15 protein-coding genes are annotated in these 16,490 nt (G+C 59.8%); 7 read left to right on the forward strand and 8 right to left on the reverse strand.

Going from position 1 to position 16,490, the window contains the following annotated elements; genetic code table 11:
- The 3 genes from HMPREF2527_RS03730 to HMPREF2527_RS03740 all read left to right on the forward strand — a co-directional run.
- Nucleotides 1–872: IS3 family transposase (locus tag HMPREF2527_RS03730; RefSeq protein ID WP_210390363.1), on the forward strand; the 872-nt coding region annotated here is incomplete at its 5' end.
- Between the two features lie 132 nt (nucleotides 873–1,004).
- On the forward strand, nucleotides 1,005–1,511 hold the full coding sequence (locus tag HMPREF2527_RS03735; RefSeq protein WP_070506457.1) for a PaaI family thioesterase: 507 nt from the start codon (nucleotides 1,005–1,007) through the stop codon (nucleotides 1,509–1,511).
- A 114-nt stretch (nucleotides 1,512–1,625) separates the two neighbouring features.
- On the forward strand, nucleotides 1,626–1,874 hold the full coding sequence (locus HMPREF2527_RS03740; RefSeq protein ID WP_005506231.1) for a hypothetical protein: 249 nt from the start codon (nucleotides 1,626–1,628) through the stop codon (nucleotides 1,872–1,874).
- A 256-nt stretch (nucleotides 1,875–2,130) separates the two neighbouring features.
- On the opposite strand, the gene HMPREF2527_RS03745 is transcribed toward HMPREF2527_RS03740, so the two are convergent.
- Nucleotides 2,131–2,742, reverse strand: coding sequence for an ANTAR domain-containing response regulator (locus HMPREF2527_RS03745; protein WP_005509159.1), 612 nt, complete (start codon nucleotides 2,740–2,742; stop codon nucleotides 2,131–2,133).
- 439 nt (nucleotides 2,743–3,181) lie between these two features.
- On the opposite strand from HMPREF2527_RS03745, the gene HMPREF2527_RS03750 reads away from it, so the two are divergent.
- Entirely contained in the window at nucleotides 3,182–4,084 is a 903-nt protein-coding gene (locus HMPREF2527_RS03750) for a PIN-like domain-containing protein (RefSeq protein WP_070506459.1), read from the forward strand.
- A 138-nt stretch (nucleotides 4,085–4,222) separates the two neighbouring features.
- Here HMPREF2527_RS03750 and HMPREF2527_RS03755 read toward each other — a convergent pair whose 3' ends face one another.
- Entirely contained in the window at nucleotides 4,223–5,272 is a 1,050-nt protein-coding gene (locus HMPREF2527_RS03755) for a glycosyltransferase (protein WP_070506461.1), read from the reverse strand.
- A gap of 460 nt (nucleotides 5,273–5,732) precedes the next feature.
- On the opposite strand from HMPREF2527_RS03755, the gene HMPREF2527_RS03760 reads away from it, so the two are divergent.
- Both HMPREF2527_RS03760 and HMPREF2527_RS03765 read left to right on the forward strand, forming a co-directional pair.
- The gene (locus HMPREF2527_RS03760) at nucleotides 5,733–6,644 is read left to right on the forward strand and encodes a hypothetical protein (protein WP_070506463.1); all 912 of its coding nucleotides are present in this window, start codon (nucleotides 5,733–5,735) and stop codon (nucleotides 6,642–6,644) included.
- Nucleotides 6,645–6,853: 209 nt separating this feature from the next.
- Entirely contained in the window at nucleotides 6,854–7,750 is an 897-nt protein-coding gene (locus tag HMPREF2527_RS03765) for a hypothetical protein (RefSeq protein ID WP_070506465.1), read from the forward strand.
- An 89-nt stretch (nucleotides 7,751–7,839) separates the two neighbouring features.
- Here the strand turns inward: HMPREF2527_RS03765 and ftsY are convergent, their stop codons facing one another.
- Complete coding sequence (ftsY, locus tag HMPREF2527_RS03770) at nucleotides 7,840–8,949, reverse strand: signal recognition particle-docking protein FtsY (protein ID WP_070506468.1); 1,110 nt, start codon at nucleotides 8,947–8,949, stop codon at nucleotides 7,840–7,842.
- Nucleotides 8,950–9,129: 180 nt separating this feature from the next.
- Here ftsY and HMPREF2527_RS03775 point away from each other — a divergent pair, with 180 nt between their 5' ends.
- The gene (locus HMPREF2527_RS03775; protein WP_070506470.1) at nucleotides 9,130–10,548 is read left to right on the forward strand and encodes an MFS transporter; all 1,419 of its coding nucleotides are present in this window, start codon (nucleotides 9,130–9,132) and stop codon (nucleotides 10,546–10,548) included.
- 82 nt (nucleotides 10,549–10,630) lie between these two features.
- On the opposite strand, the gene HMPREF2527_RS03780 is transcribed toward HMPREF2527_RS03775, so the two are convergent.
- From HMPREF2527_RS03780 to HMPREF2527_RS03800, 5 genes are all read right to left on the reverse strand, one after another.
- On the reverse strand, nucleotides 10,631–11,854 hold the full coding sequence (locus tag HMPREF2527_RS03780) for a hypothetical protein (RefSeq protein WP_141744443.1): 1,224 nt from the start codon (nucleotides 11,852–11,854) through the stop codon (nucleotides 10,631–10,633).
- Between the two features lie 523 nt (nucleotides 11,855–12,377).
- Complete coding sequence (gene trpC / locus HMPREF2527_RS03785) at nucleotides 12,378–13,193, reverse strand: indole-3-glycerol phosphate synthase TrpC (RefSeq protein WP_005507463.1); 816 nt, start codon at nucleotides 13,191–13,193, stop codon at nucleotides 12,378–12,380.
- Nucleotides 13,194–13,207: 14 nt separating this feature from the next.
- The gene (locus tag HMPREF2527_RS03790) at nucleotides 13,208–14,818 is read right to left on the reverse strand and encodes an anthranilate synthase component I (RefSeq protein ID WP_070506474.1); all 1,611 of its coding nucleotides are present in this window, start codon (nucleotides 14,816–14,818) and stop codon (nucleotides 13,208–13,210) included.
- 298 nt (nucleotides 14,819–15,116) lie between these two features.
- Nucleotides 15,117–15,593 carry a 6,7-dimethyl-8-ribityllumazine synthase gene (gene ribH, locus HMPREF2527_RS03795; RefSeq protein ID WP_005506244.1) on the reverse strand — a complete coding sequence of 159 codons (477 nt, stop codon included), beginning with the start codon at nucleotides 15,591–15,593 and terminating at the stop codon, nucleotides 15,117–15,119.
- Between the two features lie 55 nt (nucleotides 15,594–15,648).
- Nucleotides 15,649–16,485, reverse strand: coding sequence for a GTP cyclohydrolase II (locus tag HMPREF2527_RS03800; RefSeq protein WP_141744444.1), 837 nt, complete (start codon nucleotides 16,483–16,485; stop codon nucleotides 15,649–15,651).
- Nucleotides 16,486–16,490 lie beyond the last annotated feature (5 nt).

Raw genomic sequence — 16,490 nt, forward strand, 5'->3', positions numbered from 1 at the left:
ACAAAGCCCTAGTGGTCGCTGAGCTTTCAGGGCAGGGACACGCGGTGCGTGATCTCCTCGAAGCTGCTGGCCTTGCCAGGTCGAGCTACTACTACGCACTGGCTCACCCCCAACAGCCAACCAGAGTGCAGCTACGTCCCAAGGTCGCACAGATCTTTTCACGAACCCCCAACGGGTGCGGTCACAGGCAGGTAGCTATGTGCCTGCGCGCTGAGGAAGGGGAACGCATCGCCGATAAGACAGTCTTGAAGATGATGCGCCAGATGGGGCTGCGCTGCGGTATACGCCGTGAGAGGGCCTACCACAGGTACAACTCCTACAAGGGGGAGGTGGGGCAAAGTTTCGCCAATATCATCGGTCGCGACTTCACGGCCGATGGTCCTTGGCAGAAGTTGGGTACCGATGTTACCGAGTTTAAGCTTTCCTTTGGTAAGGCGTATCTTGCTCCGGTTTATGACTTTGCCAGTAAAGAGATTGTCGCTCACTCCATCTCGATGTGCCCTAACCTCGTCCAGCAACAAGAGATGCTTCAGGCACTCATGGAGGCCAAACCCGAGGGAGCTAAGCCGATTTTGCACTCGGATATGGGGTGGCAGTATCAGCACGAGACCTACATCAGTACGCTCGCTGATAATGGTTTTATCCAGAGCATGTCACGCAAAGGCAACTGCATCGACAATGGCGCCACCGAGCAAGTTTTCGGACACCTGAAGGACGAGTTTTTTCGTGGCCAGGACTGGCAGACCTTTGAGAGTTTCAAAGCCGACCTTGACGCCTATATTACGCATTGGAATACGGTAAGGCGTCAGGTAAAGCTTAAGGGCCTGACCCCGGTAGAGTACCGGGTTCAGGCCCTGAGGGAAGCCGCGTAACGGCTAGTATTTAATGCGTCCAAGTTTCGGGGCGCAGTTCAGTTCAGGAGGCGGGGCTGACCCGTACCCGGAAGCACTCGCGAAAAGCTATCCCGCCTAAAGCAACAAAAACCGAGGAGTACACTGGAAGTCATGACTGAAAACAACACACACCACGCACCCGTCCGCGCGGCAGCACCCACCACCCTCACCGCAGAAGAAATCAAGGCACAGCTGACCGAAAGCGGCATCCCCGAACACCTGCACCCCTACTTCCCCCGCGGCCTGGGCGAGCTCATCCCCGCCATGGGCATTAAGTTCCAGGAACTCACCGCAGAACGCACCGTCGCGACCATGCCCGTCGCCGGTAACACCCAGCCCATCGGCCTGCTGCACGGCGGCGCCAACGTGGTCCTTGCAGAGACCCTCGGATCGCTCTCCGCGGGCGTGCACGGCGGCGAAAACCTCGTAGCAGTCGGCGTGGACATCAACGCAACCCACGTGCGCCCGGCAGTCTCCGGCGTGGTTACCGCAACCTGCACCGCCATCAAGCTCGGACGCACCCTGTGCATCCACTCCATCGACATTGTGGATGAGCGCGGCCGCACCACCTGCACCGCACGCATCACCAACATGCTGATTCCCCGCCCCACTGCATAAACTCCCACCGCCTAACGTCCTACAACTTCAGCAAGTAGCCTAAAATCGTAGAAGCACGGGGTACACGGCACCCCGCCAACACCCCACCAGAAGGTACGACCAAGAAGGAGCACCATGGCCCGCGAGCGCACCCCCTATTTCAAGCGTTACCCGAAGATTGTGCGCGCCAAGCGCATTGTCCTGCCCATCGCAATCGGCGTGATGCTGGTGTGCCTGGTGACCGCCATCAACAACCCCGGCAGCTTCTGGTGGCTGGGCGTAATGCTCGGTACCGGCGGCATGCTCTGGGCTGGCTCCCCCACGGACCGCCCCATCAGCGGCCCGAACAATGACGAAGACGATTTGAACCGCTACCTGCGTTAAGTTCCGTGTAGCATTGGGTTCCCGCCCGCGCTAAGCGACCGGTTTACAACGCACACCCGGGAACTGTTAAACACGAGAACCGTTAAACACGAACGCCCCGTCCCTCAGCTTCATCGTGAGGGGTGGGGCGTTTGTGTGTCATGAATAAGGCGCTGGTTCATCAATGCACCAGCCGTGTGTGCTCAGCGGCGATTCCTAGTCTTCGCCGTAGCGTGCGTTCGTACCTGTACCGATCTGTACTGTGTACGTCTCGTATTTAGGAGAGCTGCTTGATGATGGTGTCGGAGACTTCGCGCATGGACAGGCGACGGTCCATGGAGGTCTTCTGAATCCATCGGAAGGCTTCCGGCTCAGTCAGGTTCATCTTGGTGATGAGCAGCGACTTTGCGCGGTCAACCAGCTTGCGGGTCTCGAACTGGTCGCGGATGGTACCAACTTCCTTCTCGAGAGCGCGAATCTGCTCGTAGCGGCTGATTGCCACCTCGATTGCGGGAACCAGGTCGTTCGGGGAGAACGGCTTGACGACGTACGCCATAGCGCCTGCCTCAACGGCACGGTCAACGAGTTCCTTCTGGCTGAAAGCGGTCAGCAGAACGACGGGAGCAATCTGCTCCTTCGCGATTTCTTCAGCTGCGGTGATGCCGTCCATGATCGGCATCTTCACGTCCATGAGGACGAGGTCGGGGCGGTGCTTCTGCGCTAGCTCGACGGCGGTCTTGCCGTTATCGGTTTCTGCAACAACATCGAAACCCTGGTCCTTCAGAATTTCAACGATGTCGAGGCGAATCAGTGCCTCGTCTTCTGCTACGACGACAGTGCGGGCCGGGCCCTGCTCCTCCGCCTGATTTTGAGTGGTCAGCTCTGACATTACTCTTCTCCTTTATCAAATTTGAATCACTTAAAGTCTACAGGAGGGAATAAATGTTCATCTACTTTCTCGCCTTGTCCCGGGTGTGTTATATGCATCCTATGTGCAGGTGGGAGGAGTTTTCTTTCGTCATTTTTGAGCCACCACGCAGATTTTGCATCTTAATGCATGTTTTTGTTCTATACTGCTCATGACCACAAAGAAAAACCCGCACAACGCAGAGGTCACGCGGCGAAATTCACACCTAAAACATAGACCCGAAAATGACTCTGACATGCAATAACGCGTCGTCGGGTTAGATACAAACGTAATAAACAAAATATTTATACCGAAACTCCATCACCTGCCAAAGAAGGCCGATACACTGGAATGGATTATTCTCCTCGACTTCTCCGGCACTCGCATTTGACCGACCATACTCGATACCCGGAGGGGATTCATGTCAATCACCCGTCAAGCACGCACCCTGTACTCAGACTTCGTCGAGTACAAGGAACTCGATCGCGCCCCGCTGACTTCCATTCACCCCGGAATTCTCATCGCCTTCGACTCCACCGCGCTTGCAAGCCTCTACAACTACCCAACCCACATTAGCGACGAAATCCTCCGCGCCTACTCACAGCTACGCGGACACGCCTTCCTCCCCCACCAGGCACTCAAAGAATTCTGGGCAGCACTCGACGGCGCCTCCCCCGTACCCGCCGCTGCAGACCGCGTCCGCTCAGCGCTCGCATCCTTCAAAGAAACCCTGCCCGAAGAACGCAACTCCCCCTGGAGTGCGCTGCGTTCCGTCACGCACCAGCTGGACCACTCCATCGCACAGATCATGCGGATCCTCGAACCCACCACCGACACCGGATCCATCAACATGGCACGCCGCGAAGATGACACGATCCTGCCGCGACTGAACCGCATCTTCACCGGACACGTAGGCGCAGCACCCAGCCCCGAACGCCACGAACAGCAGTGCCGTGAAGCGCTCGAGCAGGGACACCCGCTGCTCGCTAATGCCAGCTTTGACGCCGACTTCGCGCTCTGGAACCAGTGCGTTACCGAAGCCACCACCCGCGTGAAGGGCACCGACTGCGTCTTCGTCACCGGTGGTGTGCGCGACACCTGGCTACGCAACGGTCAGCAGGTACGCGCCGCATCGGGCGGCGAACCCGTACACCAGCTCGCGAACCGTCAGCTGCTGCGTGAATACGCTAAGGCAACCGGAGGCGGCGTATTCCGCATCTACACCGTCGAGGAGATCCTGCGCCTCACCTCCAATCAGTACGGCGTGACCGTCAGCGACGCGACCTACAGCGCGATTCGCGCGGAACAGCCCGTAGCTGTGTAAATTCGCCGTGCACAGTCACCGTTGAGAATAATCCCACCACACCACACCCACCACCATTAACCCCGAGAAGCCACATGTGTTTCGAGAAGCCACTAATAACGTGGCTTTTCGAAACACATGTGGCTTTTCAGCGTCTAGCTAGTTCTCACGGCTGGTGCGGTACAGCTCAGCGGCGCGCTCCTCCAAGGACTCGTCATCACCGAGCATCAGGTAGCACAGGTATAGGGTGAAGGCGGCGCGGCAGTCGGCGGCGGGCGCCTCCGCGTCATCACCCTCAGGGGTGCTGAAAGAGATAACGTCGTGCGCCTGGGGCAGGGCTGCGATCAGGTGCGCGGCGGTTTCGTAGCCTTCCTGGTTGCCGGGCAGGGTGAACTGGTGCGGCTCATGGTTCTTGTCAGCAGCGCCGGATTCCGCGCGAGCAGCGGAAAAGTTAGTCTTGAGGACGTCCTCAACACGGCTCATCAGCTCAGCATCGGGCAGGGTGCGGTCATCCGCGGCGAACGCAACGTGGATGCTGTTCAGGGTCTCGTAGGGGTGCTCACCCGCGTAGTATCCGGCGGCGAGCGCGTAGCCGGTGAGCAGCTGCGCTTCGTCGGCGGTGAAGGTGCCGCGCGCCTCACGCAGGGCGGGTAGCAGAAGCTCGGTCAGGAGGGGGTGCAGGGACTCGGGGGCGTTCGCGATAGCCTCCTGCAGGTACTCTTCCGCTTCCGCGGTGGGCTCGGTGTTGAGCAGGGTCAGGAAAGCATCTTCGGGGGCATCCCAGTAGCGGGCAATCAGCACGAGGGTCGCAATGAGCGCGAGAAGCTCACGGTAGTTGCCCGAACGGTCAGCACCGAAGGTGTCAGCAACAACGCGGGCGAGCGTGTGTGCGGCAATGTTCTCGAGGACAAACTCGTCGTAGGGGTTGTCGCCGGGCCAGTTTGCGGGGTCAGGAAGGTAGGTGTCGTCCAGGTAGCGCAGCACGGGTTCGAGGGGCGCGGGCGCATCCGTAGCGAGGTCGGGGCAACACTGCGCAACCCAGCTGCTCACGGTAGCCTCGTCGGCAATGCCGGTAGCCTCAGCGAGCTGGGCGCGCGAAAGGCTGTACGGTGCAACGAGTGCGGCGAGGTCGTCGCCCGCGCCGTTGGAACGGTAGGTGGGCTGGTAGTTGGGGTCGGGAAGAGTTCCGGGGAGGTGGGTGGCTGCCATGGTAGCTCCTTCACTGAGGTTCGGGGTGAATTGGGTTGTATGGTGTGCGATGCGGGGTGCCGTCTGAGGGGTCGGGGCGCCTTCTTTCTACGCATCTTCTAAATTCAGAATATCCCAGAGCCCCGCATCGTGTGCTGCCCGTCGTCATTCACCACCCATTAACCGCGAAAAGCCACATGTGTTTCGAAAAGCAACATGTTTGGTGGCTTTTCGAAACACATGTGGCTTCTGGAGGCAGCTAGTAAGCGTCCGCCCGCAGGAATTCAAAGAATATATTCCCCCAACCCCGCACCCAGCCCGACAAATTTTCGCTTACCCCGGGGTAAACCAAAAAATCTCAGCAGCCCTAAACCCTAACCCTATCGTGGAGATACAAGGTCACTGCACGGCCACCAACCCATCTGCCCCGGTGCAGGCCCGCACGGGCCGGGGCAGATTCCTCCCAATAGGAGAAAAACTCATGGAGTTTATCAACAAGCTCGCACCGATCGTCATCCCCCTGCTCACCGCAATCGCGGGGCTCTTCACCGCCTTGTTCAAGACCCGGGCAGCCCGCGCAGAAGCCAAGAAGGCTGAGGCAGGCACCAGCACCGGGGGCACCACGCAGAAGCTCAGCGTCGGCACCATCAACGGTAATGGCAATCGCGTGCACAACACCCACCAGCAGGTAGGCAACGGCTCCGCAGCCATTAGCGGCGACGGTAACCGCACCACCATCGACAACAGCCAGCACACGCACAACCATGCACCTTCCAAGAAGGGTCAGGAAAGCGATGACGATACCTGGGGCAATATCGCGATTGCTTTTGGTGGCGGCCTCCTTATCATGGGCGCGTTCCTCATCAGCTGGCCCACTATCAGCTGGACCCTCGTAGCCTACTGGGTTACCTGTCTCGCACTCATCGGTTGGCAGGTAAAGCTGCTTAATGCCAAGAGCACTAGCTCCTCTGCACACGCCATTCTGAATGTGCTCTACCCTGCTTCCCTGCTGGCGATTGTTGGTGGCACTTGGTTCACTCTTATCGGGGCGGGTAAGTACAACATGGCGACCATCTACACCACCATCAGCGGACACTACGAGTCTCACCCTCAGGGTGGTATGGCTATGCGTTTCATTGAGGCAGTTACTGCGTCATACGGTGCTGCAGGCTTCACCCTGATCATGCTCAACCTGCTTACTGTCGTCTTCATGGCTGCGGCTTTGCTCCAGTGCTTCAAGTACTCGGTTAAGGCTCTGAACGCACTCTATCGCGGCAATCTCATTCGCCCTTCTGTTCAGGAGGCAAGCATGAGCTTCTTCCTTGCTGTTGTGAGCCTGGTAGCATGCCAGCCCGCGCTTGCTGAGCTGATTGTTTCACAGTTCAACAAGTAGCATCCGGTAGGTAAGGTACCGAGCCGTATTCACTCAACTTATCCACACCCCTCTCGTCGAGAAGCCACATGTGTTTCGAAAAGCCACCAAAAACGTGGCTTTTCGAAACACATGTGGCTTTTCGGCGTAATAACTCAACGTAACACTTGAACACAAATACTCTCATTTGATGCAATTAAAGCATGATTACTAGAGAAGAACTATCAACGATGATAAGCACCCGCACCGAACTCATCACCTCAGCCACCCACACACGAATCACCCTGAGCCACGCCCTCAACCGCGGCGAACTCACCCGCATCTCAAAAGGGCACCTTCTCCCCACCCAAACCTGGAACAACCTACACCCCAACGACCAGCACTACGTGTGCATCCTCGCCCACCTCAACGAATACCCCGCCAACATCCTCGCCGCTCAAAGCGCCGCCATCGCCTGGGGTATCTCCTCCCTCAGCCCACCACGTCACGTTCAAGTACGAGGAACCGGAGGCGGCCGCAGAGAAAACATCCAGCGCATCCAAGACACACTCACCGCGGACAGCCCCATCGTGTACACGCCCGAAGGGATCCCCACCGTCACACCACTAACAGCTATCACCACCTGCGTGAAAACGCTCCCCTTTCGCGAAGGGCTCGTTCTGGCCGAAAGCGCCCTTCAGCGCTTCGCGCGGGAACCGGATATGCTCACCTACGGGGAGCTCAAGAAAGAGCTCTCATCTGCATCTGGCCGCGGGTGCCGAACCGCCCGCCTCGTCGGACATGAACTCAGCCCACACTCAGAATCCGTTGCTGAAACCTGCATGCGGTTACTTCTCGATGACCAGGGAATCCGATACAAGCAGCAAGAAACCATCATCTGCGAAGGTCATGCCTATCGAGTGGACTTTCTGCTACATGCCACTAGCCTCCACGGCAGGCCCGTCATTCTGGAGGTAGATGGAAACATCAAATACAACGCCAAAGAGGACCTGGTTCGGGAGAAGAATCGACAGGATCGGCTACTCCACGCGGGGTATGCTGTCGTCCGTGTTTCTGCTAAGGATGCTATTTACCGTCCGAGGCGGGCCTTGCAGGTGCTGCGTGCTGCTGGAGTGCCCCAAACTTAACCGCGAAAAGCCACATGTGTTTCGAAAAGCCACGTCTTTGGTGGCTTCTCGAAACACATGTGGCTTCTCGGCGCAGAGGGAAAAGGAAGCTAGTCCAGCAGCGCGTCCACGAATGCTTCCGGGTCGAACGGTGCCAGGTCATCCGGGCCTTCACCCAGACCGATGAGCTTGACGGGAACGCCGAGCTCCTCCTGGATAGCGACCACGATGCCGCCCTTTGCGGTGCCGTCGAGCTTGGTCAGCACGATACCGGTGACGTCCACGATATCGCCGAAGACCTTCGCCTGAACCATACCGTTCTGGCCGGTGGTCGCGTCAATCACGAGCAGAACCTCGGTGACCGGCGCTTCCTTCTCGATAACGCGCTTAATCTTGCCGAGCTGATCCATCAGACCGGACTTGTTCTGCAGGCGGCCCGCGGTGTCCACGAGCACGGTGTCGACGCCCTGCTCCTTGCCAGCCTTCACGGCGTCAAACGCGACGGATGCGGGGTCGGCGCCTTCCTTCTCGGAACGCACGGTCTTCACGCCCACGCGGTCACCCCAGGTGGTCAGCTGCTCAGACGCAGCGGCACGGAACGTATCCGCGGCACCCAGGAGCAGGGTCTGACCGTCAGCAACCATCACGCGGGCAATCTTACCGACCGTGGTGGTCTTACCAACGCCGTTCACGCCAACGACCAGCACCACGCCGGGGTTGCCGTCGCTGCCGGCGGTCTTCAGTTCGCGGTCCATGTCGGGGCGAACAATCTTCACGAGCTCTTCGCGGAGCATCTTCTTCACGGCGGCGGGGTTGCTCGTACCCTCAACGCGCACACGCTGCTGCAGCGCCTCCACCAGGCGGGTGGTCGGCTCGGAACCGAGGTCGGCGAGCAGCAGAGTTTCCTCAACCTCATCCCAGACGTCCTGGTCGATGCGGTCGCGGGAGAGTAGAGCCAGCAGGCCCTTGCCGAGCATGTTGTTCGAACGAGCCAGGCGGGCGCGCAGGCGCACCAGGCGACCCGCAGACGGGTCGGGCATATCAAGTTCAATAGCGCGAGGTGCCGAGCTTTCGGGTTCTTCCGCCGAACCGCCGGAGGCCTTAGCCGCCTCCTGGCGCAAAGACTGCAGGTCCGCGGTCTTCTTGGGTCGGCGCAGAACGGCGAAAAGTATACCGGCGATAACCAGTACACCCAGCACAATCGCGCAAATCATCATCATCGTTTCATTCACACTACTAGCTTACCGGTTTGGGCGGTTTGGCTGGTCGAGGTGACGCGCATGCCCGGCTGTCGGCGGAGTAGACTGGACACTGTTAAGTTTTTTAGCCGAACACATGGTTGACAGTTGCGGGTGGGGCCCGCAGCTGCCGCACGGCACCGCACGATTTCGAGGATGAACATGAGGAACCCTGCCAAAACACCGCCTGTTTTTGACCCGCGCACGATTGACCCGAACCGTGTGCCGACCGGCTTGAAGGTTCTGATTGCTGCCTCGTTCATGATTGCGGTGGGTTTTGGTTTGGTGGCGCCGGTGCTGCCGAACTATGCCCAGAACTTTAATGCGACGGTCACGATGGCGACGATGGTGGTTTCTGCGTTGGCGATTACGCGCCTGATTTTTGCGCCGTCGGCGGGTCAGATGATTACCCGGTGGGGTGAGCGTCCGGTGTACACGATTGGCATGCTGATTGTGTCGGTGACGTCGTTCATGATTGCGTTTGCCTGGGATTATTGGGTTCTGCTGGGTTCGCGTGCGGTGGCGGGTATCGGCTCGGTCATGTTCACGGTCTCTGCGATGGGTCTGCTGGTGCGCTTGTCCCCGGCGCATATGCGTGGCCGTATTTCGGGCTATTATGCAACGGCGTTCCTGCTGGGTAACCTGCTGGGCCCGGTGATTGCGAGCGCCCTGGCGCCCTTTGGTATGCGTGCACCGTTCATTGTGTATGGTTTTTCGTTGCTGGCGGCGGGCCTGATTGTGTGGTTTTTGATGCCGTCGCAGGCGGCGCTGGAGGCGGAGCGTGACGCGATTATGGAGGCGGCGGCGCTGGCTGAGGGTAAGGGTACCGGGGTGCTGCCGTCGGCGGCGCCTTCCCCTGCTGACACTCAGGCTGGCGCATCCGGCAAGGCGGCTAAGCCTGCTGCATCCGGCGGCGCTGCGGGTAAGAGCGACCTGCCGGCGATGACGGTTCGTGACGCGTTGAAGTTCTCGAATTACCGTTCTGCGCTGGTGTCGAATTGGGCGATTGGCTGGTCGGTGTTTGGTGTGCAGTCGTCGATTATTCCGTTGGCGGCGGCGTATTTGGCGACGGGCGGCGACATGTCGAATTCGGTGGCGGGTACCCTGTTGGCTTCGTTGGCGATGGCGACGAACTCGTTTGGTAATGCGTTGACGCAGACGTTCTCGGGTCGTTTTTCGGATCGTTTTGGTCGCCGTGTGATGGCGTTTTCGGGTCTGCTGTTGGCGGGTTCTGCGGTGACGTTTATGGGTTTCGCGCCGGTGGCGTGGGTGTTTGTGTCGTTGACGGCGTGTCTGGGTATTGGTGCGGCGTTTATGGGCCCGTCGATTCAGGCTGCGGTGTCTGATGTGATTGGTACTCGCCGCAGTGGCGGCCAGGTGTTGGCGGTGTATCAGATGTGTAGCGATTTCGGTATGATTTTGGGCCCGCTGGTGGCTGGTTTGATTGCGGATGCGTGGGGCTTTGTTCCGGCGTTCATTATGAGTGGTTTGTTGCTGGTGGCGGCGGCGTTTACGTGGGCGCCGTTCCGGAAGGCGCGCTGGCCGAAGGATATTGCGGACGCGGACTATACGGGCCGCTAAAAGCTCTCTAATAGGTAAAAAGCCGGTGTCCGGTTCCTGTTGCGTGACAGGAACCGGACACCGGCTTTTTACCATTTGATATTTAGGGGACGAGCACAATATTGCCTATCATCGCGGGGTCTCCCCAGAGTAGTAGGACCCAAGGAATAGAAATCAGAATCCCAAATGCCACTAGCGAGGGGCGGTACCATCGGCTCTTCGGCAAATATGCCGCTACCAGCAACGCCAGAGGGAACAGTGGCAACAGAATACGATTCGTAGAAGAAATCGGGAGCCAGAAGACGAAGAGGTATCCCATGTAGCAAGCGGTCCACAGCCAGAGGGCGGGGTGGATGAGGGTGCGGCTGAATTTGCGGGAAATCCAGTAGTAGAAGCCCATCATTGCTACCACAAATAAGATTGCCACAACAATCTTAGGAATCATTCCGCCGAAGTAGTGATAATGCTGGTTGATCCACTGGATAATGTATTGGTGTCCTTCACTGGGTTTACGCTTAGACCAGCCCAGTTCTGTTGCGAAGTAGGCGTCTATACGACCCGTGTATAGGGCGGCATGCAGGGGGTGTACGAACGCGAAGGAACAGACGAGCAGAGCGCTGAGGAGCTGTCCAAAGCGTCCGCGGAAGGCAGCCCACGCATCCGATAGCGCAGAGTGCGATGCATCCTCGATACGACGGCGACGGTAGTCGTTCACCGTACACCACAGCCACCACAAACCAACAAAGGCTCCGAGGGGCACGCCCACAGGGCGGGAAAGAGCCGCTAGAAGCGCCACAGGCAGAAGCAATACATACCGTCCCCGGAGCACACACCACACGCTCAAAGCAATGAGCAGGATAGACAGTGCCTCAGCATAACCGGTAATGAACACGGGGCTGGCCATGCTGAATGCATACACGGCAACAGCCCATAGCGCCAAGCGATTGCGGGATTCATCCCCTACGAACGCACGAGTGTCGAAGACGCCGCGGTCACGCCAGTTCAGGCAGCCGATGAATAGGCGATACAGTACGTAAGCCAAAGCGAAGCCCGCTGCGAGGGTCAGTGCAAGTGTTGCGACGCGATACTCAATACCGAACGTATTGGCGATTCCACCGGCAATAAGGGATTGCAACGGCATGAAAGCCCAAGCATTGTAATCCACAGACCCGTCAGCGCGGAGCGGCAGGTTCTGAGGATACCATTCGGTATAAATGCGTTCGTAGAACAGGGCGTCCCACCTGTTCAGGAACCCAAGGAGGTCATTGTGCTGACCGAAGTCAATGAGCGGGTGGGTCCTGTGCTGTTCAAGAGCGATAGAGAACATACCCAGGTGGAGGATACATGCGACAGCCCAGATGATAAGGGCTGGAATCCATGTTCGGCGAGCGGGCAGTAGCTCAGGTCGGTTGGCGTCGGCTCCAGAGGAGGGAGAGTCTCCGCTTCCACTCTTTGTGGAGGTTCGGAGTGCTTCTAGAGTCGGTACAGGACCGGTGAGGAAGCCATAAAAAAAGTTACGTAAGTTGAAGGACGGCACGACCCGTCCATGATGTTCAGCCATGGTGTTCCGTATGTATGAATGAGTGAAATAGTTGGTGTGTTTCGGCGCTACTCCCAGACTTTTTAGAGTATGTCATGGGTCACGGACCGGGGGGGGTATGCACTGCACTTTAGTGAAATGTCCCCCATAGAATATCAGCCACTAACCCACCAGGCACGTATAACAAACTCTCCACCTGTAATCTACTCATAGATTTACGTCACAGGGCACCTGGTGGCTTGTTAAAAGACCACAGAAAAGCCGGTGCCTGCGAGGGAGCAGACACCGGCTTCACAACCAGAGAAAACCTTTATCGGGTCACAGGCACCTTGGAGAATTCACGCACGGTACCTTCGGGGTCGCCGGAGCGTACCAGTGCTTCACCGATGAGTACGGCATCGGCACCGGCGCCGGCGTAGGCACGCACGTCCTCGATGCTGGCGACACCGGACTCAGCAACCTTAATGACGGAGTTGGGCAGGTGCGCTGCGAGGGATGCGTAGTGCTCGTTGTTGACTTCGAGGGTCTTGAGGTTACGCACGTTAATGCCGACGATTTTCGCGCCGATGCGCTGGGCGACCTCGATTTCTTCGGGGGTGTGGGTTTCGACGAGGGCGTTCATGCCGAGCGATTCGGTGAGTTCGAGGAACTCGCGCAGGGTCTGCTCGTCGAGGGCCGCCACAATCAGTAGCACCAGGTCGGCGCCGTGTGCGCGTGCCTCCCAGATCTGGTATTCGTCGACAGTGAAGTCCTTGCGGAGCACGGGGATGTTCACGGCGGCGCGGACTGCGTCGAGGTCGGCGAGGGAGCCGTTGAAGCGGCGCTGTTCGGTGAGCACGGAGATCGCTGCGGCGCCACCCGCCTCATAGCGTGCGGCGAGCGCGGCGGGGTCGGGGATTTCGCCGAGCGCACCCTTGGAGGGTGAGGAACGCTTCACCTCGGAGATAATGCGTGCCGTCGTGCCGTTGCCGCCGCCGGGTACTTCACCGCGTAGGGAGGCGAGCGCGTCGCGGGCGGGTGCGGCTGCGAGGGCGCGCTTCTTCATTTCTTCGAGGGGAACCTGCTGTACACGGGCGGCGAGGTCTTCGCGGACGCCGACGATGATCTCGTCGAGAACGGTGCTCATGGTGTCTCCTTGGGTTACTTGGTGGAGTTGACGGCTGCGTCTGCGTCCAGCGGTGCCAGGCCGGAGGCGGTCAGCACGGCGCGCAGCGGGGCGGCGGACTTGTTGACGGTTTCGAGGGTTTCGGAGTCCGGGTTGGAGTCCATGACGAGGCCCGCACCTGCCTGTACGTAGGCGGTGCCTTCCTTGAGTACGGCGGTGCGGATGGCGATTGCCATGTCCATGTTGCCGGCGAAGTCGAAGTAGCCACATACGCCGCCGTAGACGCCGCGGCGGGTGGGTTCGTATTCGTCGATGAGCTGCATGGCGCGCGGCTTGGGGGCACCGGAGAGGGTGCCTGCCGGGAAGGCGACGCGCAGCACGTCGTAGGCGCTGAACTGCGGGTCGAGTTCGGCGCTGACGGCGGAGGAAATGTGCATGATGTGGCTGAATCGCTCAATGATCATGAACTGGTCGACGGACACGGTGCCGGGCTTGGCGATGCGTGAGAGGTCGTTGCGTGCCAGGTCGACGAGCATGAGGTGTTCGGAGCGTTCCTTCTGGTCGGCGAGCAGTTCCTCGGCGAGTGCGAGGTCTTCTTCGCGGGTTGCGCCGCGCGGGCGGGAACCGGCGATGGGGTGGGTGCTGGCGATGCCGTCCTTGAGGGTGACGAGCGCCTCCGGGGAGGAGCCGACGATGTGGAAGGGGGTGCCGTTGCTGTCTTCAAAGTTGAAGAGGTACATGTACGGCGAGGGGTTGGACTGGCGCAGTACACGGTACACGTCGAGTGCCTTGGCGTTGGTTTCGGCTTCGAATCGGCGTGAGAGCACGATCTGGAAGACGTCGCCGTCGATGATGTTCTTCTTGGAGCGGTCGATGGCGTCCTTGAAGCCCTGTTCGCTCCAGGTGAGGGTGACGTCTTCGCGGACCTTACGGTCAACGTCTGCCACGCCGGAGAGAGTGGAGGTGGTTGCGGTGGCGCCGCGCTGTAGGCGGCGGAGCATGCTGTGCAGGCGCGCGACGGCATCCTCGTAGGCGCCGTCAACGTTTTCGCTGGTGCCGTTGAAGTTGATGGCGTTGGCGACGAGCAGGACGGTGCCGTCCTTGTTGTCGTGAATTGCCATGTCGGAGACCATGTTGAGCGCGAATTCGGGCAGGTTCACGTCATCGGCGGGCGGGAACGGCAGGTGCTCCCAGTGGCGCACGACGTCCCAGCCGAGGTAGCCAACCAGGCCGGAGGTGAGCGGCGGCAGGGTCGGGTCGGGTTCGGTGTAGAGCATCTGCAGGGTCTTTGCGATGGCTTCTACGGGGTCGCCGTCGACGGGTGCGCCGGCGGGGGTGCGGCCCTGCCAGTGGACTGCGCCGTCAACGGTGGTGAGGGTGGAGCGGGAGGACGCGCCGATGAAGGAGTAGCGGTCCCAGGCTGCGGATTCGCCTTCTGCGGAGATTTTGGCGGATTCGAGCAGGAAGGTGCCGTGGGCTGCATCGACGGGTTCGCCCTGGTCGTTTTGGAGTACGAGGGATCGGTAGATGCCGATGGGGGTGAGTGAGTCGGCGAGGATTTTGATGTGTACGGGAATGACGCGGGTGCCGGCTGCGCGGGCGCGGAATTCTTCGAGGCTGGGGGTGATGGTGCCCAAATCCTGCATTGCTGTACTCCTTGGTGTTGGTTTGGGAGCGCGTCGGTGCGCTGTGTCCCTTAGCTGCTGCGCGGGGTTTTTACCGGTACATGGGGTTTTACCGGTACATGGGGTACCGGGACATATGTTCCGGTGTGTATCTCTCTGGCGCATACTTGCCAGATCCATAGACGCCCGATAATGCCTGATAAATCCCGGTAAGCCCGGTGCGCGGGTTGTTTCAGTTTAACCGGTACTACGGCCCAGTTCCACGGTGAAGATCAGAACGTTCTCTTCGTGAAACTGAGCCGCGTACCGTTCAGCCGTGTTAGTTGCTGAACTGCTTGAGGGTTGCTGCGGTCTGCAGTGCCGCCGCGGTCGCCTCGTAGCCCTTGTCTTCGTTGGAGCCTTCCAGGCCTGCACGGTCGAGTGCCTGCTGCTCGTTATCGCAGGTGAGCACGCCGAAGCCGATGGGGCGGCCGGTCAGCACGGACACGTCGGTCAGGCCGTTGGTTGCGCCCTGGCAGACGTAGTCGAAGTGGGGGGTGCCGCCACGGATAACCACGCCGAGCGCGACGATTGCGTCGAACTTCTCAGCGAGGCGGGTTGCTGCGACGGGCAGCTCGAAGGTGCCGGGAACGCGCACGAGGGTCGGCTCGATGCCTGCATCGCGTGCTGCACGCTGTGCACCGTCGATGAGGCCGTCCATGACCTGGGTGTGCCAGCTTGCCGCTACGATTGCGAGCTTGAAGCCCTTGTAGTCTTCGGGGTTGAGGGTGGTGTCTGCTGCGCCTACGCCGCTCATTGTGTTCTCCTTGTAGGTTTTGGGTTTGTGAAAAGTTTAGTTTGCAGGGGTGCCGCTACGCGCTTTTGAGCACGTGACGCATACGCTCACGCTTAGTCTGCAGGTAGTGTGCGTTCTCGACTCGGGCGGGAATTTCGTCCGGGATAAGTTCGGTGACCTGCAGGCCGAGGCTTTCGAGCGCCTCCTGCTTGGCGGGGTTATTGGTCACGAGCCTCAGCTCGTTCACACCGAGTTCCTGCAGGATCAGTGCCGCCTGCGAGTAGTCGCGCATGTCGCCATCCAGGCCGAGCGCCAGGTTCGCGTCGAGGGTGTCGAGCCCGGCATCCTGCAGCGCGTAGGCGCGGAGCTTGTTGACCAGGCCGATGCCGCGTCCTTCGTGGTTGCGCACGTAGATGAGGTACCCGCCGGTGCGGCCAATGATGCGCAGGCCGTTCTCCAGCTGGGGGCCGCAATCGCATCGGAAGGAACCGAAAATGTCGCCGGTGGCGCATTCGGAGTGGATGCGCACCGCGGGCGCTCCCCCGTCCTCGGCGGGTACGGGGGTGCCGTCACGGTCGAGGGCACGGGCACTGAGATGCTCGGCGCCGTCTGCAAATCGCCAGGCGCGCAGGCCGAACACACCCTGCGGGGTGGGTACGGCGACCTCTTCGGTGCTTTCTACCAGCAGCGGGCTGGGGTTGGGCACCATGTCGAGGGGGCTGACTCGGTAGCCTTCAGCGAGCTGGGAGGCGATGCGCAGGGATTCGGCGCTGAGCTCTTCAACCTGCGCCTCAACCGACTCGACCAAGGTGTCCGCTGAGGGGGTGCCCGGCTCTGCCAAGGTGACAGCCGCGGGGGTGCTCAGCTCTGCGGGAGTGCCTGGCGTTGCTTGGGTGTTAGGGGTTTCGCTCATGCGTT

It is taken from the genome of Rothia sp. HMSC071B01, from assembly GCF_001808945.1.
Lineage (GTDB): Bacteria > Actinomycetota > Actinomycetes > Actinomycetales > Micrococcaceae > Rothia.